The organism is Laceyella sediminis (assembly GCF_003003125.1).
Classification (GTDB): Bacteria; Bacillota; Bacilli; order Thermoactinomycetales; family Thermoactinomycetaceae; genus Laceyella; species Laceyella tengchongensis.
On record NZ_PVTZ01000001.1, the window covers coordinates 175,249 to 197,095 of the forward strand.

At 51.3% G+C, this 21,847-nt stretch carries 19 protein-coding genes, 1 other RNA gene and 1 riboswitch; of the genes, 1 reads left to right on the top strand and 19 read right to left on the bottom strand.

From position 1 onward, the window contains the following. From thiO to CLV36_RS00970, 7 genes are all read right to left on the bottom strand, one after another. Window positions 1-1,131, bottom strand: coding sequence for a glycine oxidase ThiO (gene thiO, locus CLV36_RS00940; RefSeq protein ID WP_106341443.1), 1,131 nt, complete (start codon window positions 1,129-1,131; stop codon window positions 1-3). After that, complete coding sequence (locus tag CLV36_RS00945; RefSeq protein WP_245888268.1) at window positions 1,118-1,717, bottom strand: thiamine phosphate synthase; 600 nt, start codon at window positions 1,715-1,717, stop codon at window positions 1,118-1,120. Before CLV36_RS00945 ends, thiO begins: the two co-directional genes overlap by 14 nt. Window positions 1,718-1,777: 60 nt before the next feature. Continuing rightward, window positions 1,778-1,888: riboswitch (TPP riboswitch) on the bottom strand. A 41-nt stretch (window positions 1,889-1,929) separates the two neighbouring features. Further along, window positions 1,930-2,373: a GNAT family N-acetyltransferase gene (locus CLV36_RS00950; protein ID WP_022736617.1), complete on the bottom strand. Its 444-nt coding sequence runs from the start codon at window positions 2,371-2,373 to the stop codon at window positions 1,930-1,932. Between the two features lie 15 nt (window positions 2,374-2,388). Beyond that, entirely contained in the window at window positions 2,389-2,673 is a 285-nt protein-coding gene (locus tag CLV36_RS00955) for a 2Fe-2S iron-sulfur cluster-binding protein (protein ID WP_022736618.1), read from the bottom strand. Between the two features lie 63 nt (window positions 2,674-2,736). Beyond that, window positions 2,737-3,354, bottom strand: coding sequence for a DedA family protein (locus CLV36_RS00960; RefSeq protein WP_022736619.1), 618 nt, complete (start codon window positions 3,352-3,354; stop codon window positions 2,737-2,739). Between the two features lie 86 nt (window positions 3,355-3,440). Next, window positions 3,441-4,172: an isochorismatase family protein gene (locus CLV36_RS00965; protein WP_022736620.1), complete on the bottom strand. Its 732-nt coding sequence runs from the start codon at window positions 4,170-4,172 to the stop codon at window positions 3,441-3,443. Between the two features lie 75 nt (window positions 4,173-4,247). Continuing rightward, window positions 4,248-5,312 carry a M42 family metallopeptidase gene (locus CLV36_RS00970; RefSeq protein ID WP_106341445.1) on the bottom strand — a complete coding sequence of 355 codons (1,065 nt, stop codon included), beginning with the start codon at window positions 5,310-5,312 and terminating at the stop codon, window positions 4,248-4,250. A 154-nt stretch (window positions 5,313-5,466) separates the two neighbouring features. Between CLV36_RS00970 and CLV36_RS00975 the strand changes: the two genes are divergently transcribed. Beyond that, the gene (locus tag CLV36_RS00975; RefSeq protein ID WP_054095973.1) at window positions 5,467-7,131 is read left to right on the top strand and encodes a hypothetical protein; all 1,665 of its coding nucleotides are present in this window, start codon (window positions 5,467-5,469) and stop codon (window positions 7,129-7,131) included. Between the two features lie 41 nt (window positions 7,132-7,172). Here CLV36_RS00975 and CLV36_RS00980 read toward each other — a convergent pair whose 3' ends face one another. From CLV36_RS00980 to CLV36_RS01035, 12 genes are all read right to left on the bottom strand, one after another. After that, window positions 7,173-7,451 carry a hypothetical protein gene (locus tag CLV36_RS00980; RefSeq protein WP_022736623.1) on the bottom strand — a complete coding sequence of 93 codons (279 nt, stop codon included), beginning with the start codon at window positions 7,449-7,451 and terminating at the stop codon, window positions 7,173-7,175. 190 nt (window positions 7,452-7,641) lie between these two features. Further along, window positions 7,642-8,063: RNase P RNA component class A (gene rnpB / locus CLV36_RS00985), an RNA gene on the bottom strand. Window positions 8,064-8,130: 67 nt separating this feature from the next. After that, a complete protein-coding gene (locus tag CLV36_RS00990; RefSeq protein WP_106341446.1) occupies window positions 8,131-9,237 on the bottom strand; it encodes a Nif3-like dinuclear metal center hexameric protein in 1,107 nt (368 codons plus the stop codon). Continuing rightward, window positions 9,213-9,956, bottom strand: coding sequence for a tRNA (adenine(22)-N(1))-methyltransferase (locus CLV36_RS00995; RefSeq protein ID WP_106341447.1), 744 nt, complete (start codon window positions 9,954-9,956; stop codon window positions 9,213-9,215). The genes CLV36_RS00990 and CLV36_RS00995 overlap by 25 nt, the downstream gene beginning before the upstream one ends. A gap of 100 nt (window positions 9,957-10,056) precedes the next feature. Beyond that, window positions 10,057-11,526, bottom strand: coding sequence for a M1 family metallopeptidase (locus CLV36_RS01000; RefSeq protein WP_106341448.1), 1,470 nt, complete (start codon window positions 11,524-11,526; stop codon window positions 10,057-10,059). 114 nt (window positions 11,527-11,640) lie between these two features. Beyond that, the gene (gene hppD / locus CLV36_RS01005) at window positions 11,641-12,756 is read right to left on the bottom strand and encodes a 4-hydroxyphenylpyruvate dioxygenase (protein WP_106341449.1); all 1,116 of its coding nucleotides are present in this window, start codon (window positions 12,754-12,756) and stop codon (window positions 11,641-11,643) included. Window positions 12,757-12,826: 70 nt separating this feature from the next. Continuing rightward, on the bottom strand, window positions 12,827-13,432 hold the full coding sequence (locus CLV36_RS01010) for a GNAT family N-acetyltransferase (RefSeq protein ID WP_102993884.1): 606 nt from the start codon (window positions 13,430-13,432) through the stop codon (window positions 12,827-12,829). 172 nt (window positions 13,433-13,604) lie between these two features. After that, complete coding sequence (locus CLV36_RS01015) at window positions 13,605-14,747, bottom strand: acyl-CoA dehydrogenase (protein WP_106341450.1); 1,143 nt, start codon at window positions 14,745-14,747, stop codon at window positions 13,605-13,607. Between the two features lie 229 nt (window positions 14,748-14,976). Next, entirely contained in the window at window positions 14,977-16,071 is a 1,095-nt protein-coding gene (gene rpoD / locus CLV36_RS01020) for an RNA polymerase sigma factor RpoD (protein WP_375163204.1), read from the bottom strand. Window positions 16,072-16,129: 58 nt separating this feature from the next. Then, a complete protein-coding gene (gene dnaG / locus CLV36_RS01025; RefSeq protein ID WP_106341451.1) occupies window positions 16,130-17,968 on the bottom strand; it encodes a DNA primase in 1,839 nt (612 codons plus the stop codon). A 404-nt stretch (window positions 17,969-18,372) separates the two neighbouring features. Beyond that, complete coding sequence (gene ppdK, locus CLV36_RS01030) at window positions 18,373-21,024, bottom strand: pyruvate, phosphate dikinase (protein WP_106341452.1); 2,652 nt, start codon at window positions 21,022-21,024, stop codon at window positions 18,373-18,375. Further along, entirely contained in the window at window positions 21,021-21,842 is an 822-nt protein-coding gene (locus CLV36_RS01035) for a pyruvate, water dikinase regulatory protein (RefSeq protein ID WP_106341453.1), read from the bottom strand. Before CLV36_RS01035 ends, ppdK begins: the two co-directional genes overlap by 4 nt. Window positions 21,843-21,847 lie beyond the last annotated feature (5 nt).

The window sequence follows — 21,847 nt, forward strand, 5'->3', positions numbered from 1 at the left end:
TTATCCCTCCTCCCACTTCTGTACATCCGCCTGGCTCATCGGGGCAAACGCGGCCAATTCAGGCGCTGGCTCTCCCAGTAGCAGTCGAGCAACGGCATCGCCTGTGGCAGCGCTGAGCAAAATGCCGTTTCGGTAATGACCGGTCGCAATCACTGCCCGGTTTTCATCGCCCAACTGTCCGACATAGGGAACTCGATTTGGCGTACCGGGCCGCAATCCGGCCCAACTACGGGTGTGCAGACTATCCCGCAATCTAGGCACCAAATTAAAAGCGGATTGCAACAATCTCTGCACAGCTTCGGCGGTCACCTCTTCGTCCCATGCCCCATCCCGTTCCGTCGCACCTACAATGATTTCACCATTGGCCTTGGGCACAAGATAACACTCCGGGCCAAACAGCGTCCGGCTAAACAGCGGCTCTTTTGGTCGCAATGCCAACGACTCCCCCTTGACCGGCGTCATCGGCAAATGCCAACCCAATTTCTCGGCGATGGACTGGCTCCATACTCCCGCGGTGATCACAATCCAGTCCGCAATCCAATGTCTCTGCGCGGTATCAACGTGCCACGTTCCGTTGGGGCTACGCTCAATCGCCCGCACCTCGGTGCCTTCCACCAGGTTGGCTCCCAACCGTTGCGCCGCTGCCGCCAATGCCTGCGTCAACTTGGGAGCGGATACCTGCCAATCCTCTGGTAAGTACAATCCGCCCCTCACTTCCGGGTGAAGACTCGGTTCAAGCGCCAAACATTCTTCCGGCTCCAGCCAACGCGCAGTCTGCCCATAAGCAGTCTGCCATGCCTGACGCTCCCGCAAGCGCTTCACATCTTCATCAAATCGGGCTACCTTCAGCAACCCAGCCCGGTTCAGCTCAATGTCCACCCCGGTCCGTTCCAGCAACTCCGCTTGCAACGCCGGGAACATCGAGCGGCTCTGTAAACAGAAATCGGTCAAAGGCCCAGGTTCATCCATCTCCACCTGCGCCCCCAGCATGCCCGCCGCCGCGGATGAAGCATGGCTCCCAATAGCATCTCGCTCGACGACCACGCTTTTGATCCCCCGCCGGGCCAAATGAAAGGCGATGGAGCATCCCATCACGCCTCCCCCAATAATCAACACCTCAGCAGTCTGCATTTTCCCACCTTCTTCTCAGCTCTCTGGCCACACGCTCCGGTTGTTCATGATTGGCCACCGCAGAGATGACAGCAATGCCATGGCAACCTGCACGCTTGATCTCTGCCACGTTGCCTGCGTCGATGCCTCCGACGGCAATCATCGGAATCTGAACCTGTTCCACCCACACCCGAAGCCGGTCGCTTCCCAACGGCGGCAATCCCGGTTTGGAAGCGGAAGGAAAGATATGGCCAACCATCAGATAGTCGGCCCCTTCGGCTGCGGCCCGCTCTGCCGCTGCCAATGAATGAATCGACTTTCCCACCCGCATCACCGGGGACATAGCGGGAAACGGCATCCGCTCAGGGAGATGAATCCCCCCCAGTCCCAGCGCTTCCGCCACAGCCACGGAACTGTTGACGATCAACGATTTCGCCGGAATGCCTGCAGACAACAGCGCTTTGGCTCTTTGCATCAACTCGTCATCCGCCAACTGCTTGTACCGCAAATGAAACCAATCCACCTCCGGCACCAGTCGAAGCCAACATCGCGCCAACTCCTGCACGGTCTGCTTAGGACTTGAAATCACGTGCAATTCCAATTTCATCACCACAACATAAAAAACCCGATATCCATGGGGATATCGGGCTACTAATCAAAAAAGGGTTCACGATCTTCCCCACTTCCTTTCGCTGGCATTACCCAGTTCAAGTTCAAAGGGTTGGAACCGACTTGTTCCTCTCAGCACAGCACAACCTGTGCACCCCTAGTGGTACGACAACTTATTCATTTGTCCAATCTCATTTTAAATCAAAACAATTATTTTCTCAACTTCACTAATTGTATCCCTTCTTGCGTAGCAAATGATTCCACGACCGTAAATCCATGCTTTAAGTAACAGCTGATTGCAGGACGGTTGGCTTGCCCTGTTTGCACCTCCCAGATGGTGGCATCATCCAGTTCCAACACATGCGACAGCAAGCGCGAAGCAATTCCCCGCCGAAAGTACGCCGGGTGAATCGCCAACCGGCAAATCTCTACCAGCTGCCCTTTCTGTTCATATGAAAGAACGCCAACCAGCACATCCTGCTCATGATAACCAATAAAGGTTTCCGGCGAGCATTTCAGCGAATCTTCTGTATCGTTAAGCGGCGGCAATTGATCACAACCGATGATCTCGGCCTCAATACGGTAGGCTCGTTGTTGGATCTCCACAATCCGGCTTAATGTAACCGGATCTTTCATGTCCAGTATGCGCATCATCGGCTACTCGCTCCATTAAGGGATTTCTATGGTGACATCGCCATAAATAAACGTTTGGCATGCCAGACGCCGGCCGGAAGCCAAATCCGTTTCACTCAAATGGTGCAATTCCGGCTCTGTGTAATCACTGCATTGGCTGCTCCCCTCGATCACATGTACGCGGCACGTTCCACACCGACCCGTCGTGCACTTGAACGGAATCGGAATCGACCGTGACGCCGCTTCCAGCAAAAGGTTGGCTCCTTCAGCCACTTCCATTTCTTTCGTCTGTCCGGCGATGTGAATACTCACTTTAGCCATTGTTCAGCCCTCCCCCATGAAAAAACCATCACGTCTACATGTGATGGTGTGTTGCTTTGCTATTTATTGCTTCGTGTGATAGGAGTTGTTGTTGTTTTGGTTCCATAGGTACCAACCCAACCAGATCACCACAACGGGAAGCACAATCCATAACAATCGGGCGCCGTATTTGTGCATCACACCGAAAACCATTTCCCAATTCGCGCCAAGCACATGCCCCAGACCGATAAAGGTAGCGCACCAAAAAAACGCCCCCGTATAGGCGAACAGGGAAAACCGGGCTAACGATATCTTGGAAATACCGGCGAGGTAAGCGGTGACATGGCGTACGCCAGGAATGAAATATCCAGCAAATAGCAACCAGTTTCCATACTTGCGGAACAAGAGTTGCGTGATACGCAAGCGGCGGCGCGTAATAAATATCTTGCCACCATATTTCTTGAGGAACGGATACCCCAAGCGCACCCCCAAATAATAGCTGATGCTGATTCCGCAAGCCGATCCCAAGAACGAACTGAGGAAAGCGAGGTAGAGATTAAGTTGACCCGTTGAGGTGAGATAACCGAGAAACGTCATCATGATCTCATCCGGCAACGGCAATCCCGCGATCCCCAACACTAAAAAGAAAAAAATCCCGATATACCCGTATTGTTGTAACAGCTCCAGTAATGTTTGTTCCATGGTCTAACCCCGTTTACCCAATACGTACAAACAACTTAAGAATATCATACTTTCCCGTCCAGCAAAAGATGCGATCCCGCCTATGGTCAGTCGGTGATGCCAGAGATCAGCTTAATTCCGTTTAACTGCATGTGATAAAGAAACACGGTGTCCATCAGATCCGCATGATGGGCCATCGCCCCGATTTGTTCGGCTGTCTCCACCGGCAAATCGTATGTCCGCACATGGGAAACAGGGACAATCACTTGCGTTTGGGCGTTAACTTGATTGGCCAGCAACCGGATGCCCATTGCGTTTTGGTAAATGCATAAATCGGTGCAATCTCCTACCACGATAAAAGAACTGGGGCCAGCGGCGAATACCCGTTCCAACCAGTCGCAAAATCGGACGCCTTCCCCATTGACTCCAAACAACCCGTTGGTGGCGTTTTTGCGAAACAGTTGGACACCCGGCGCGTCAAAGACCGACTTCAATTCATCCACCACTTCCGCCTCCACTGTGCCTTGCACGCAATGGGGCGCAAATGCAGTGAATTCAACTGCATCAGCCGGATGGTCGTCATTGAGGAAAATGATATTTTCCGTCGGCAAGCCTTGCGCTATAAGCATTTGAGCCAACTCTGACACTGGCTTCACCATTTCACGCACGCGCGGACTGGCTAAAGGACCCACATCGCAAAACCCTTTCAACACATCGACAAAAACAAGATACACCCGTTCCCAGGCCCCCAATTGGTCTTTAATCTGAGCGATGGACCAGACGGGGGCTTCAGCCACGACCCGCTCCATATGACCGATGGCTTCAACATGATGTTGCAACTGGATCGCCTCCGCTTTTAAGATGATTCGCTCTCATCTTAACAAAGACAAGCTTGTATTAAAAGAAGGAATGGGTCAGATAAAACGGGTTATCTCCTTCATTTTGGCAGCGTCCAGTATTTTGATTACTTCCACCAACAATTCGGCAGCGTGTTCCAAATCGGACTTGCTGATCATGGAAACATGACTGTGGATATAACGGGCTGCCACCCCGATCACCAAAGAGGGAACCCCTTTTTTGTGCAGATGGAACTTGCCGGCGTCAGTGCCCCCTCCCGTCATTGTATCCACTTGGTAGGGGATCTGCTTCTGTTCAGCGATATCGATCACCAGATTGCGCAATTGGATGTTGGGAATCATCGAAGCATCCAAAAACGTGATCAATGGCCCTTTGCCCAGCTTGGCCTTGCCGCTCCCCTCATTGCCCGGGGAATCCTCTGCCACGCCCACATCTAAAGCGAACGCGATATCCGGTTCCACTACATACGGTGCGGTGGCCGCCCCCCGCAACCCGACTTCCTCTTGTACGGTTGCACCGGCAATCACTGTATTGGGATGGCTCTCCATTTGCAAGCGTTTCAACACTTTGATAGACAAATAGCAACCGATCCGGTTGTCCAACGCCTTGGCTAAGATGGTGTCGTGATCGGGCATGATTTCAAACGGACAAATGGGCACAATCGGGTCACCCACCCGGATTCCCCATTCCTTTACTTGTTCGTCACTGTGGGCCCCCACATCGATAAACATCTCGCGGATAGGCACCAATTTGTTCCGTTCCTCTAATGTCAATACATGCGGCGGGCGAGAACCGATCACCCCAGTAAACACCCGTTTCTCTGTAACGATCGACACCCGTTGCGACAATAACACTTGACTCCACCATCCACCCAATGGCGCAAACCGCAAATAACCGCTTTTGGTCACCTCTGTCACCATAAACCCGACTTCATCCAAGTGCCCGGCCAACAATATCCGAGGTTGGTCGCTTGTCCCCTTTTTTTCGCCGAAAATGCCACCCAATCCATCCGTGATCAGGTTTACATCTTGCTTTTTTAATTCCCGCTCCATGATGGCGCGCACTTCCTGTTCATATCCCGGAACGCCTTTGGCTTCCGTCAACTCTTGCAGCAAACGCATTGGCACACCTCTTCCTCATAAAAATCTTCTCATGGGAAACTCCTAGTTGTTTTTCAGTGTTTCCTTTCGATCCTCTTTCTATGTTCATACATATTCTTACGGTGATGCTTTCACACTAAGCAGAAGAATGTCCTTACTTTAGGAGAAAGTAACTATGGTGAGTTGGCTGTTCAAACGAAACTGGAAGTGTCGATGTTGGCTCGTCAGCTTGTGTTGTGCATTGATCTTCACTCTCATTCAGCCTGTCTCCGTCACAGCCGCTCCCCCTTCCCCTTATCCCATCCTTGGGGATTACGGCGGCGAAATCAGGGAAAAAAAGCCGCGGGCCGATGGAATGGTTCACGTGGACACCCCCCGAACCATTCAGCGGTTGAAAGAGTTGCATGCCAATACGTACTTCTACCTGATCTGGCATGAAAAGTCGGATTGGGATGATTTGCGCAAAGAGTTTTTGCCGGCCGCCCGCCAAGCCGGTATCAATGTATGGGTCTATCTGGTGCCCCCTTCCGAAGCACAATTGAAACGGTCGGAGCCATTTGGCACGGATTATGTCGCTTGGTTTCGCGCCGTCGGCCGCCTTGGACGGCATTTCCCCAATCTCAAAGGCATCGTGATGGATGATTTCAACGATAATTTGACCTTTTTCACCCCGGCTTATTTAGCCAAAGCGAAGGGAGCAGGGCGTAAAGAAAATCCCGGGTTTCTGTTTTATCCGCAAATTTATTACCCAGCCCTCGACACCGCCTTGCTCACACACTATCGGCATCTCTTTGATGGGGTGGTCATGTCCTTTCGTGATGATCATTACCGCAACACGCAAAAAACGGATCGCATGATTGAACAATTGGACGAAGTGCAAGCTCGCCTGGAGCGAACCCGTCTCCCCTTCATCCTGATGATTTACGCCAGCCGCCTTTCTGCTACCCCGGCCAATCCGAGTGCGCAATATGTGGCTAACGCTCTGAAACTAGCCTTGGGTCGGTTGAAACTGCGGCGGTTGGATGGGGTGGTCACCTATGTGCTACACAAAGAGTTTCTTCAGGAAGAGGGCGATGCGGTTGCCAAATCAGGAGTTAGTTATGCCAATCTTTTCGCGCCAGCCGTTTCGACCCACGATGATGATGCACCTGGCCACTATGTGGAATGGCGTCAACGGATTTATCTGGACCCACGCACACAGGCCAAACTCTCTTTTTGGCATATGAGCGTTTATCCCCCCAACACCGGTGCAGGAACGTATACAAAACAAGTGCTGATCGACAATCGCGTCGTTTGGCAAAGCAGCATCACCCGTCATGCTTCGGAATCGTGGGTGCCCGTCACATTGGACTTGACGCGGGTATTGCGGGGCAAAAGGCAAGCCGTCTTGTCCCTTCGCCTCACCAAAATGAAAAAAGGGCCAGCCCCTTGGACTTACAGCGGTTTTGACTGTTTATCTGCTTCAGGTATTTCATTGCAAAACGGCGATTTTGAATATCAGCGAAATGAATGGGAACTGATTTCCAGCACTCGAAACTTGATGGGAGAAGTCTTGCGCTACGACCCGAGCCGCCGTTTCCGAACATTTCAAGCGGTGCGCCGGATGTACCGAACATTTCGCCTGCATGAAGATTTGACGCAGTGGGCCGAACACCCCCTGTTAATCCGCAAAGCAGACCGCTTGCTCACATGCATCTTATTAGATCGTCTTCCTTTCGCTCTCCATTTGTTAGAGGAGTTACCCAGTCTGGTTCTGTTTGACCGGCATATTCCTTATCACCGCAAAGAAGCGTTGATTCGCGACGCCCATCAATTACATCATCTGCTGGATGAAGAGTAAGCTAGGCAACGCAAAAAAGCCGTGTCCAACTGAGACACGGCTTAATCATTGAGGATTTGTTTGTGGAAATTGTCCGAAGCGTCAGCGATAGCCAAGGTGTTCTCCAATTTATTGATCACTTGGGTGTAATAATTGGCCGCTTGATCCACATGCCCCATGCGGATCATATCCTCATACGCTTGGTAGCTTTCCTTGAGCAAACGGAAAGTCTCCGCAAACTGCTCGCGCGACACGATGGGAGGGCGGCCATCCCCCTCCTCGTCATAAAACATCTTGTACCGTTCTAGATAAGCTTCATAAGAAGCGAAATCATCATGCATAGACGACCAACCTTCACTAAGGGATTTGTCTTTAGCATGTCATTATGGAAGCCACCCTATGCAAATCAGGCGGGTTGGGGTCGCCCATCCCCAGTATGGCTGATCCGCTACAGACTCCAATCAATGGAATATTCTGTCAAAAAAAGAAAATAAAAAAGACGCCTTAGCGTCTTGGTGTCACAAGCTACCTGTGGAAAGCAAACAATAAGCCGAGTTCTGTTCTCCGAGTGGTATAACGACGGCTTGTGGACGTCTTCCACCCATTGGAGTGGCAATCATCTATCTAGGCCATGCATTGCTGCAAGGCTCAAGCGACCAACCCGAGATCACTGCGGGCCACAGTTGCACGCTTGCGCGCGCCGATCTCCTATCAGGTCTTGCTCCAGGTGGGGTTTACCTAGCCAGCATGTCTCCATGCTGCTGGTGCGCTCTTACCGCACCGTTGCATCCTTGCCTGTGAGGTGAGACACCTCCATCGGCGGTCTACATTTCTGTGGCACTAGCCTTAGGGTTGCCCCCACCGGCCGTTAGCCGGCACCCTGCCCTATGGAGCTCGGACTTTCCTCCCGTGGGGCCTTGCGGCACTCCACCGGCGATTGCCTTGTTTACTTTCCCGTCTCAAGCAAAGTTCATTGTATCAAATACTCACAGGCAAAGCAACTGGTGGACACTGGAAACATTAGAGGAAGCGAAAGGGATTCGTATTGACGGTTGAAGCCATGATCGGCACTTGTTCTCCCAGTCCCCGCTTCAGGACATCGCATACGCGCGGAACCACATGATGCTCGACATGATGACCCGGATCAATGATGCTCAAGCCCATTGCCAAAGCATCCTGCGCCGTGTGAAAATCGACGTCTCCGGTGATATAAACATCCGCGCCCGCGCGTTTGGCGTCTTCGATGTGGCGACTTCCCGAACCGCCTACCAGCGCCACCCGCTTCACCTTGTGGTCAAGATCCCCAACCACACGCAATCCTTCCACGCCATACGCCTGCTTCACTTGCGCGGCAAAGTCGCGAAGGGTCAGCGCAGCAGGCAACTCTCCGATCCGTCCATACCCCCGTTTCTTACCTTGGAGCTCAAGCGGGTAAACATCGTAAGCAACCTCTTCATATGGATGGGCGTCCAGCATGGCCGCAAGAACTTGGGCCAGCTTACTTTCCGGCACAACGGTCTCGATCCGGCTCTCATTGATCCGCTCCAGCGTGCCCCGCTGGCCAATATAAGGATTCGTGCCTTCACGGGGCATAAATGTACCTGTGCCTTCCACCTGAAAACTGCAATGGCTGTAGTTGCCGATCCAACCCGCCCCTGCTTCGCATATCGCGTCAAGCACCGCCTCATGATGCGATTCCGGCACGAATACGACCAGTTTCTTTAGTTTGTCTTCACGGTAGCCGATCAGCACGTTTACCGCACCCAGACCCAACTTCTCTGCCATCACATCATTGACTCCGCCAGCGGCCGCATCCAAATTAGTGTGAGCGATGTAGACATTCATGTCATGCTTCAACAATTTGTGAAACAACCGCCCCGCTGGCTGATCTGAGCGCAATGCCTTCAGTGGCTGAAAAATCACTGCATGGTGGGCAACGATCCAGTTGGCTTTTTGACGGATCGCTTCTTCGACCACTTCTTCATTCACATCTAATGTAACGAGCACACCGGTAACCTCGCTGTCCGGATTTCCCACCTGTAGGCCGATACGGTCTTTTTCCACAGCAAGGCTCGGCGGTGCAAACGCCTCCAGCACTTGTATCAATTGTTTTCCTTTGATAGGCATTGAATCACCCTCTCCCAAACTTCGATCTCCCGCTCCAGTTCCCGTTTGCGCGCGATGGCTTGCTCTGTTTTCCCCAAGTTCAGCTGGCGATGGATCTTCCGTTTGCCAGCCACAACCTCCTGCAATTTTTTATGTAACAGCGGATGTCGCCTCTCCCACAAGAGCGGCCCCACTTCTCTGGCCATGTCCCGGCCCAATATTTGATCTGCCGCATAGCCCGGCTTTCCTGGTTCGGCCACTAGGATTTCATAATATATCCCCGCTTCTTCCACAATCGTTTCCTCCACTAAGCGAAACCCGTTTTCCTCCAACCACAATCGTACCCGACTTTCCCCGATATTGGGTTGCAGGATCAGGCGCTCAACCCCTGCCAGTTTGTCCTTACCTTGCTCCAGGATGGAAGCGATCAGTGCCCCGCCCATACCAGCAATAACCACGACATCCACTTCCCTTGGTTGAACAACGGCGAGCCCATCTCCCAAACGCACATCGATCAAATCGGCCAGGCCCGCCAGCTTCACCCGTTCACTGGCGTTTTGATGGGGGCCGCGGTTTACTTCCCCGACGACGCCTTTTTGCAAGCGGTTCTCTTTAGCCACTTGTGTGAGGAGCAAAGCATGGTCCCCTCCGATGTCGGCGACCCGCTTGTGATCGGGAATAAAAGAAGCAATCGTCTTTAAGCGCTCCGACAATTGCCATAGCTTGATACTCGATTCCATCCGCTCATGTCTCTCCTTTTTAACAGTCCTTCACCTCTCTCATTATAACATCATCTCCATCCACAAGAAAAAGCCGGGACAATCCCGGCTTTTCCCACATTTATTTACCGAAATACAACCATTTGTGGAAAAACGGAGTCAAATCTTTGCCCGCGGTGCGATTGGCCACTCGAATAAAGTCTTGCGTCGTCGCGGTTTTAAATTGATATTGCTCATAATATGTGCGCATGATTTTCAACACATTCTCCCGCCCAATTTCATCCATCAACTCAAACATCATGGCTGCCGGCCGAATATACACCATGAGTCCATAAACCATGTCGGGATAAGAATAAAGGGTGTCCACGCAAGTGATGCCCGCCGCCTGGTGAATCTCGTTTGTTTTCTGGGTGGCTCGGCGCAAGAATTCTTGCTCATTGGATTTCATCTTCTCCTTCATGAACAGGAATTCAGAGAACGTGGTCAATCCTTCATCCAGCCACGGTTCTTTAGCCTGGTTATTGCCCACCACCCCATACCACCATTGGTGAGCCAATTCATGCGCGACCACGCTGACCGCCGGTTGAATGCCTTTTTCTGTCGCCATGGTCGGAATGGAAGTGATCAAGCCGGGATATTCCATGCCCGCAATGCCAAACCCGGTTTCTCCCAAAACCACATCCACTTCGTCATACGGATAGGCGCCATAGATCTCCCCAAAGAAATCCATACTTTGCACCGCTGCTTCAAGAAGGGGTTTTACTGATCGCTCCATGTCCGGCAAATACCAAAGATTGACGTCGGTTCGGCCCGATTTGGCGCTCCGCTTGCGATAATCTTTGGTCAAGACGGCGACGAAGTCCCGCACCCGGTCTTGCTTCACGGTCACAACGGAATTGGTAGTATCTGCGTTTCTGCCTGTCGAAATCAAGCGGTACCCCTTGGGCATGTGAAACGTAACGGTGAAGTCGGATATCTCGGAATAAAACGGATCACCCACTGTCGTATACGGCTCGACTTGCCACCCGCCCCGATCCTTAACGGCCATCATAGGATACCACTGTGCCAAAAAGGCGGTCTGTTTGAACGTGTTTAATCGCGTTCCCCCGTGCGGCAATCGCAGGGTAAAATCCATGGTGATCCGTGCCGTGCGGCCTTGAGTGAGCGGTTCGCGCAAAGGAACCTTCATGATTTCATCGCGCACCAGCTTCTCCTTCACCGGTTGTCCGTTCACTTTGACTTGATGCACCTGGATATGACCTGGCTTACTCGGTTTGCTTTCTTCTCCATACTTCCATTTGCGAAACACGTTGGGATAAAGATGAAAATAGATTTCTCGCCATGCTTCGCGTTGCTTGTTTGGAACCGTCACTTCCATCTTGGCCGTCACTTCGTCCCTTTCGGGGTGATAGGTGGCGTCGATTCGGTAGGAGGGACGGCTCCCCGATTCGGGTGTTTCGGTTGCTTTTGCTTTATGTATCGCAGGAGCCGAAGTGGCTGGCTTCTCTTGCTCAATATGGTTGTAAGTTGAGGCAAACGCCATCGCAACCATCACCAAGCTTATGCCGAAAGAAAATAATCGATGCTTCATTAACAAGTCACCTCAAACCAAAAAAGTGGGCTCTTATCAGGATGCCCACTCTTGGTTAAAGTATGACCCATTTGCATTTTTTAACTTCGCTCACGGCACAGCCGTATTTAGTGTTTACAGGTTGCCACGGCGCGCCTGTTCCCGTTCAATCGCTTCGAACAGCGCTTTGAAATTGCCTTCACCGAAGCCTCTCGCACCTTTGCGCTGGATAATCTCGAAAAACAGGGTGGGGCGGTCCACAATCGGCTTGGTGAAGATCTGGAGCAAATACCCCTCATCGTCGCGGTCAACCAATATTTTAAGCCGCTTGAGGTCCTCTATGCTCTCGTCGATTTTGCCTACGCGTTCGGTCAGCTCATCGTAATACGTGTCTGGGGTGTCCAAAAATTCTACACCGTTCTTGCGCATCGCTTCCACCGTTGCCACGATGTCTTCGGTGATCAGCGCTACGTGTTGCACCCCTGGACCGCGGTAAAAATCCAAATACTCCTCAATCTGCGATTTGCGTTTGCCTTCGGCCGGCTCATTGATCGGGAATTTGATGCGTCCGGTTCCGTTTTGCATCACCTTGGACATGAGTGCGGAATATTCTGTGCTAATGTCCTCGTCGTCAAAATGAATCAGCTGCTTAAAGCCCATCACCCGCTCATAATATTCCACCCATTCTTCCATTCGCTCCACGTTGCCTACCACATGGTCGATGCCCAATACGCCAGTCGACTGGGAGGGGATGTGGCTATCCACGGCGACAAACCCCGGATGGAACACACCTTGATATTGTTTCCGCTCCACCAATGTGTGTACCGTATCGCCGTATGTTCCGATGACGGCTTTTTTCAATTCGCCCTGCTCATCTTTGACGACATGTGGCTCTTTCACCACTTTGGCCCCTCTTGAAACCGCTTCCGAAAATGCGCGCTCCACATCGTCCACACGGAGGGCAATATCTTTAATCCCATCACCGTGTAAGTTGACGAATGCGGTAATTTCATGTTCTGGGGAGTAGGCGCCGCTGACTACCAACCGGAAATTTCCTTGTTCCAGCAGATAAGAGGCTTTTTCTCTTTGCCCTGTTTCCAGTCCGGAATAAGCGGTTAACCGGAAGCCATAGGTTTGACAAAAATAATAAGCCGCTTGTTTGGCATTGCCCGTGTATAATTCCAAATAATCAATATCCTGAATGGGGAAGAATTCATTTTTTAGTTCCGGCATCATCTGTTCCTTACTCATGCTAACCCCTCCCGATGAAAAATATTTCTTTATATTCAGATTAACGCGCACAAAAAAAAGGCGCAAGCATTCACAGCGATGCGCCTGCGCTTTTACGCAATGAAAGGCTCCGAAATTCTTCGGGCACCATCGCGTAGACACATGTATTTTCCAAGCGTCCATCAACCGCGGACTGATGATTGCGCAACACCCCTTCCAGCGTGTACCCCAATCGTTCGGCTACTTTACGCGAGCGTACATTGCGCTGGTCGATGCGAATCTCAACCCGATTCGCTCCCAAAATCTCAAACGCAAACACGGTCAGCCCGCGAACCGCTTCGGAAATATAGCCTTTCCCTTGACATTGGGTGCGGCACCAATACCCGATCTCAAATTTGGGAATGCTCCAGTCAATCCGATGCAATCCACTGCTCCCCACGAACATCTGATTTTCTTTGTCAAACAAATGAAACCGTAGGTCGACCCGCTCCAAAAAGTGGCAATGCGCTTGTCTTGCATTCGCTTCCATCTCCGCTTCCGACAGAGGTTTGTTGGCCCAAATCATCCATTGCCGCAAGCTATCCAGCGACTCCATCGCCGCTTCATACACCAACTTTCCATCACCGGGAAGGGGAAGGCGGATCAGCAACCGTTCCGTCTCAAACGAATGGGGAAAATCTTTGAGTATCGGTGGCATCGGCTTCATCGCAACAGACTCCCCCCATTTCCATTGATATGACTCTAACCAAATTTTACAGAATCGTTTTTTTTAAAAAAACCGAATCCGCGCAGGATTCGGCTAAACATTTCGGCATTTTACTCTTTTTGCAAAAATAAGTTCGCATTTTCTTCAAACAACCATCTTTACATTAACAACCGATTTCCCTCGCAATGATGTTTCGCTGAATTTCAGATGTTCCCTCACCAATCTCTGTCAATTTGACATCACGGAAGAATCGTTCCACTTTATAATCATGAATGTACCCCCAGCCGCCATGGATTTGTACCGCTTGGTTGCACACTTTCATCGCGATTTCTGAGGCAAACAACTTGCACATCGAAGCCTCTTTGGTAAATTTGCGCCCTTGATCCTTCAGCCAAGCCGCTTTGTACACATACGTGCGGGCCAATTCGATCAACATGTGCATGTCTGCAAGCTTATGTTGAATCGCTTGGAATTTGGACAGGGATTGCCCGAATTGCGTGCGTTGCCGCGCATAATTTAACGCCAATTCATAAGCGCCCTGAGCGATTCCCACTGCCATCGCCCCAATGCCGATTCTCCCTCCGTCAAGCGTAATCAAGAATTGCTTGAAACCTTCCCCAATTTCCCCCAGCACGCTGTCTTCAGGGACACGAACGCCCTCCAACACCAGCTCGGTGGTGTTGGAACTGTGCAGGCCCAGCTTATTCAGATTATCCAACACCTGAAAACCAGGTGCATCTGTGGGCACGATAAATGCGGTGATTTCCCGCCGACCCTCGTCCGACTGGCCTGTCACCGCCGTCAGCGCCAGAAACTTGGCATAACTCGCATTGGTGATAAAGCACTTGCTCCCGTTGATAACCCAGCCATTTTCATCTTTGACCGCTCGGGTTCTCGTGCCTCCTGCATCTGAACCCGCCCCTGGTTCCGTCAGGCCGAACGCCCCCAGCGTTTTTCCTTGACACAACGGAACGAGGTAGCGTTGCTTTTGCTCTTCCGTTCCAAACAGGTAAATGGGGGCGCAACCCAACGAAATGTGTGCTGAATAGGTGATGCCAGTGGAAGCACACACGCGACTCAACTCTTCCACTGCGATCGCAAAACTCACCGTATCCGCTCCAGCACCGCCCACTTCTTCCGGAAAAGGCAGACCCATCAAATTGAGGTCGGCCATTTTTCCAAATATTTCAATCGGAAAGCGTTTGCTTCGATCTCGCTCATCCGCTCCCGGGGCCACTTCTCCTTCTGCAAAATCACGTAACAGTTTGCGAATCATTTTTTGCTCTGCTGTTAAATCATAATTCATGAACCCCACTCCTCTTCGCTGACTTGTTGCAAGCGTTTCCATTTCTATTATAGGTTCATTTGTTGGAGTACTTCAATAATTTTTAAAAATGCAACAACACTCAGCCGAGAATTGTCCGAAACTTATTTGCATTGGACTGGGAAAAGGATTAAAATTGAATCAACAAACGAAACAAAAACACACCCTGTAGGCAGGGTGTGAAAAGAAGCAGAATGGATGGGTTTTGGTTTTATTCCAAGAAGTCCTTCAAGCGTTTGCTGCGGCTGGGATGGCGCAACTTGCGCAACGCTTTCGCTTCAATCTGGCGAATGCGCTCACGGGTAACACCAAACACTTTGCCCACTTCCTCCAAGGTGCGGGTGCGTCCATCATCCAAACCAAAACGCAGTCGCAGAACATTCTCTTCCCGTTCGGACAGCGTATCAAGAACTTCTTTCAATTGTTCTTTTAACAATTCGTAGGCCGCAGCATCCGCGGGCGCTTGCGCATCATCATCTGGAATGAAGTCACCCAAATGGGAATCGTCCTCTTCACCGATCGGTGTCTCCAGCGATACGGGTTCTTGGGCGATTTTCATGATTTCACGTACTTTTTCCGGACTTAGGCCCATTTCTTTAGCAATCTCTTCAGGGGAGGGTTCGCGCCCTAACTCTTGTAACAATTGTCTTGACACCCGAATCAGTTTGTTAATCGTTTCCACCATATGCACGGGAATCCGGATCGTGCGCGCTTGGTCGGCAATCGCCCGGGTGATCGCTTGGCGAATCCACCAAGTGGCATAAGTACTGAACTTAAATCCTTTGCGGAAATCAAACTTTTCTACGGCTTTGATTAAACCCATGTTTCCTTCTTGGATCAAATCGAGAAAGAGCATACCGCGCCCAACATACCGTTTGGCAATGCTAACCACCAGACGCAAGTTCGCTTCGGCAAGCCTGCGCTTGGCCTCTTCATCTCCATGCTCGATCCGTTTTGCCAATTCCACTTCCTCTTCAGCGGTCAACAGGGGCACGCGTCCAATCTCCTTTAGATACATGCGCACCGGATCGTTGATTTTCACCCCTGGAGGCACACTCAAATCTTCGTCAAGATAAGAGTCGTCCTCTTCCATTTCCACGTCGTCTGGACTTTCAAACTCATCATCATTCTCTTCGTTGATCACTTCAATTCCCTGCTCACTCAATTGCTCAAAGAAGTCATCGATCTGCTGGGAATCTTGGTCAAACGGAGCCAATCTCTCCATAATCGTCTTATAGGTGACCACACCCTGCTTTTTACCGCCCTCAACAAGCTGCTCCTTCACTTGGTCGAGCGTCAATTCCATCTCAGTATCCACATTTTGTTCTTTCGCCAAGATCGATTTCCTCCTTTCTGATGAACTCCTACTTCATCCGTGTTTGAAGCTGTTTCCTCAGCTGCGCGATCTCTTGCATCAACTGCGCGGCCTTGACGGGTTCATCAGCACGCGATAATCGTTCAACCATTTTTTCTTTTTCTTCAATATCTCTCAATATGGGGACGTTCTTTATATGCCGGACATAATCCAACAGCGCTTCTTCCGGTAAATATTCAGGTACATCAAGCATCGCACATTCACTTGCTTTGGAAATAAGCGCCTGATCGGGGAGAGAACTGATGAATCGACCCATGTCTTCGGGATTCCCCTGATCATAATAGACATATAGATAGGCAGCAAGCGCTGCGTATATCTCCGTATTAAAATCTGCGCCGATCTTTTCTTTCACCCATTCCGTAACCGTGCGGCTCCTCATCATGTGGGCGACGAGGTACATTTCCGATTTTTCCGCAACGGAATGAACTTGCGTACCAGCGAGCAAATGTTTGCTAGGCTCTCGATACCCATTATTCCACCTGAAGCCCTCTTTATCCCTTCTGGTTTCGCCCTTTTTCCGTTTTTTTGCGCGCCTGAGGTCTTCCTTCAGCGCGTCAAGCGAAAGCCCAAACTCTTCGGCCAATCGCCGCAGGTAATGATCCTGTTCAACGACTAGCGGCAATTCCGCAATCGTGCCAATCGCTTCCGCCAAATATTTCATCCGGTCGTCTTCATCATGAAGATTGTGGTTTCTCTTTAGGTTTTCCAGTTTAAATGCGGTTAATGTCAAAGCCGCTGACAGGACTTCTTCCTTAAATGCTGTTCCCCCAAAACGGAGAATGTAATCATCGGGATCCATACCGTGGGGCATTTGTGCAATTTTGACTGTGCACTCCTGCTTCCTCAATAGCTCCATCCCCCGGGCCGCCGCATTCTGACCCGCTTGATCGGAGTCGTAGCAAAGAATGACTGTTTCAGTATTGCGTTTCAAAATCCGCGCTTGATCATCAGTGAGCGAAGTACCCAACGTGGCCACGCAACCTGGAAAACCCGCTTGCCAAGCGGATATCACATCCATGTAACCTTCAAACAAGATCGCTTGTTGTTCCTTGCGAATGTGCGAACGTGCGCGATGGAGGTTAAATAAATGATTCCCTTTTGAATAGATAGGCGTCTCTGGGCTATTCATGTACTTGGGGCGCCCTTCGCCCAACAGCCGCCCGCCAAACGCGATGACCCGGCCTTGTGAATCCATGATCGGAAACATGATGCGGTCGCGAAAGCGGTCAAAGTACCTCTTCATACCTTTGTCTTCACGCAAGGATAAAAGCCCCGCTTTTTCTAACAGCGCTTCGTTGAAACCCCTTCCCTTCAAAAACGACAGGAGAAAATCAAACGACGCGGGCGCATAACCAAGCTGGAACTCTTCCATCGCTTCCTGCGAAACGCCGCGCTTTGCCAAATAATTGCGCGCCTCTGCACCATAACGCGTCTTCATCAGCACATGATGGTATAGCTTCGCTGCCAAGTCCATGGCCTTGCGCATCTCCATCCGCTCGATTTCAGCGGGGTCCGTCTGGGATGGTCCCGTTTCGGGAACGTGGATGCCCGCCTGGTCAGCCAAATGGCGTATCGCTTCTGCGAAGGTGAGCTGTTCGACATCCATGACAAACTTAATTGCGTCTCCGCCGGCGCCGCAACCAAAACAATAATAAATCTGTTTATCGGGCGCTACAGAAAATGAGGGCGATTTCTCAGAGTGAAATGGACATAATCCGAAATAATTGCGGCCACTTTTCTTAAGAGATACATACTGTTGAACAATGTCTACTATATCAAAATGCCGCCGTACTTGGTCAATCACTTCGTCAGGGATTCGTCCCCCCATACAGAATCACTGCTTTCTGTACATTTCCGATAGATGTAAATAGGAGTGTGATGTGCGGAACGAATGTTATCTATTCGCCAACATTCGTCAAAGTCCTTCTCAGTCATCCTCAAATTCAATTGGTAATATTTACTGATCAATCCTTGGCACTTACTTATCCTATCCTCCTATTCTACATAAATATAGGTTCTCCTTCTGTTAACCTTTTTTTACAATTGACGGATTTTGTAATTTGTTGTCGAGTTATGTCATTTCCTACCCCTTAACTTTTTATCTTACTTCTATCATAGAACCATTTCAACAAAAAATACCCGGAATTTTCCGGGTAAATCTTGGACATCGCAAAATGCCTGGCGTTGCCGATGCCTTGTCCCAATCTATCTGTCCTTAAAGCCGACGATCCCCTACTGGCTGCGTCGTGCAATCTCTGCTTGCGCGGCGGCGAGACGAGCCAAAGGAACGCGGTAAGGAGAACAACTCACATAGTCGAGCCCCACCTCATGGCAAAACTGAATCGACTTTTGTTCGCCACCATGCTCTCCACAAATACCCAACTTCAATTGCGGATTGGTTTTCCGCCCTTGCTCGGCTGCCCAACGGATCAGCTTGCCTACCCCGTCGCGATCCAGCACCATAAATGGATTCTCTGGCAGGATTTTTTCTTCCACATAAGCATGCAGGAATTTCCCTTCCGCGTCATCACGGCTGTAACCGAAAGTCATCTGGGTTAAATCGTTGGTACCGAAGGAGAAAAAGTCGGCTTCAGCGGCAATCTCATCAGCAGTCAACGCCGCCCGCGGCACCTCGATCATCGTTCCCACCCGAAAAGCGATGGATGAACCATTTGGCGCCTCATACCGTGCCAGCACCCCTTCAATGATCTGGCGCAATCGCTTCAGCTCATTCACATGGCCGACCAACGGAACCATGATCTCCACCTGCACCCGAATGCCTTGGGACAGGCATTCAGCTGCTGCCAGACCAATCGCTTCCACCTGCATCTCAGCGATTTCCGGGTAAGTCAAAGCCAAACGGCAACCGCGGTGTCCCAGCATCGGATTGGCTTCACTTAATGCCCGCACTTTTTTGATCCACTGCTCCTGTTGTTTCCGCTGTTGCGGGTCCATGTCACCCATGCTTTCACGCTTGGCCTGCGATACCACTAGCTCTTCCAGGTCTGGCACAAACTCATGCAACGGAGGGTCCAACAATCGGATGGTGACGGGCAATCCTTCCATCGCGCGGAACAACCCGACGAAATCTTCCTTCTGCATCGGTAAAAGCTCTTCTAGGGCCTCCTTGCGCTCCGCAAGCGTCTCAGCCATAATCATCTTTTGCATAACGGGCAAACGGCCTGCATCCATGAACATATGTTCGGTACGGCACAAGCCAATGCCTTCAGCACCAAACGCACGTGCTTTCTTGGCATCTTCAGGTGTATCAGCATTGGTGCGTACCTGCAAGCGTCTCACTTCATCCGCCCATGCGAGCAATTCCTCGCATTCGGCTGACAACATCGGTTCGATCAGCGGCAACTCACCCAGGTAGACCATCCCCGTGCCACCGTCGATGGAGATGCGATCCCCTTCATGCAAGGTTTGTCCAGCTGCGCTTACCTGTTTTCGCTTACCATCGATGCGCAACTCCTCACATCCGCAGATGCACGCCTTGCCCATGCCCCTAGCGACAACGGCGGCATGGCTGGTCATGCCGCCCCGGCTGGTGAGAATGCCTTTGGCGGCTAGAATGCCGTGGATGTCGTCCGGTGTCGTTTCCGGCCGCACCAGAATCACCGCTTCACCCGCTTTCGCCCAACGCTCGGCATCGTCAGCGCTGAAAACAATGCGGCCCGTCGCCGCTCCAGGCGAAGCCGGCAAACCTTTAACCCAGGGTTTGCGTTCTCCCAGTTCCGCAAATTGGCGATGAAGCAACCGTTCAATCATTTCCGGTTCAATACGCGTCAAGGCCTCTTCCCGGGTGATAACGTTTTCATTTACCAAGTCGACAGCGATTTTGACCGCGGCTTGGGCGGTTCGTTTGCCGTTTCTCGTTTGCAAGATGTACAGCTTGCCTTGTTCAACCGTGAACTCGATGTCCTGCATGTCTTTATAATGCAGTTCCAACCGTTTTGCAAACATCATGAGTTCCTCATACACTTCCGTCATGCTCTCAGCCAGCTCCCCAATCGGCCTCGGCGTACGGATACCCGCCACCACATCTTCGCCTTGGGCGTTCAAGAGAAACTCCCCATACAATTTTTGTTCTCCCGTCGCGGGATTGCGCGTAAAGGCCACCCCAGTTCCGGAATCGTTGCCGCGATTGCCGAACACCATCGCCTGCACATTGACCGCCGTGCCCAAATCATCCGGGATGCGGTGAATCTTGCGATAAACGCGGGCGCGAGCGTTGTTCCAAGAGAGGAATACGGCTTCCACCGCCTGCCGCAATTGTTCCAGCGGATTTTGCGGAAATGGCCGTTTTGACTTTTCCAAGATAAACCCTTGATACTCTTCGATGATCGCTTGCAGATGCTTGGCGGAAAGCTCGGTATCCAAGCGCAAACCCGCCGCCTGCTTGTGCCGCTCCATGATCTGTTCAAAGTGGAAGTGATCAAGCCCCAACACCACGTTGCCGAACATCTGGATCAAACGGCGGTAACAATCATACGCAAAACGGGGATTGCCAGTCTGCTTGGCCAATCCTTCCACCGTATCGTCATTCAAGCCCAGATTCAAGATCGTGTCCATCATGCCTGGCATCGAATGCACCGCGCCCGACCGTACGGATAACAGCAGAGGGGCGTCGGGGTTACCCAACACCTTTCCTGTCTGTCCTTGCAAAGCGTCCAAGGCTTCCCGCAGTTCACGCGCAACCTGCTCCGGCAACCGTTCGCCTTCAGCAAAAAAACGGCGGCAAGCTTCTGTGGTGATCGTGAATCCGGGTGGCACAGGGAGCCCCACCCGCGTCATCTCCGCAAGATTGGCTCCCTTTCCCCCTAGTAGCTCTTTCCACTCGGCCTTCCCTTCTGCAAATGAATAGATGGTTTTCACAGTCATGCCGGAGTGCCCCCCTTTTTGAGCATATCCAAAATCATGTTCGCTGTTTCTTCTACCGCTTTGTTGGAAACGTCGATCACTGGGCATCCGAGTCGCCGAATCACGCGATCCGCGTATTCCAGCTCATAGATGATCCGTTCCATGCTCGCATAGTTGGCGCCTGTGGCCAAGCCCAGTGACTTCAATCGTTCTTGGCGGATATTATTCAATTGTTGTGGATCAATCGTCAAACCGATGCATCGGTTCACCGGGATCTCAAACAATTCTTCAGGCGGTTCTACTTCAGGCACAAGGGGCACATTGGCCACTTTCAACCGCTTGTGCGCCAAGTACATGGATAATGGGGTTTTGGAAGTGCGCGACACACCGATTAGCACCACATCCGCCCCCAGCACGCCGCGCGGGTCTTTGCCGTCATCATATTTGACGGCGAATTCGATCGCTTCCACTTTGCGGAAATAATCTTCATCCAGCTTGTGGATCAAGCCCGGCTCCTGGCGCGGTTGCATTTGGTACAGGCGAGACATGCCGCGGATCATCGGCCCCATGATGTCCACATACGGCACATCTTTCTGTTCAGCCTCCTCAATCAATAGCTGTTGCAATTCTGGCAACACTAATGTAAACGCGATCAGAGCATTTTCCTCTTTGGCGGCTTGCACCGTTTCTTTGATGGTCTCTTTATCGGTGACGTAAGGGATGCGACGGATGTCCAGGGACGCTCCATTGAATTGGATGGATGCCGCCCGCACCACAAACTCCGCCGTCTCACCTACAGAGTCAGACACCACATAAACGACAGGTTGATGTTCAATCATGAATT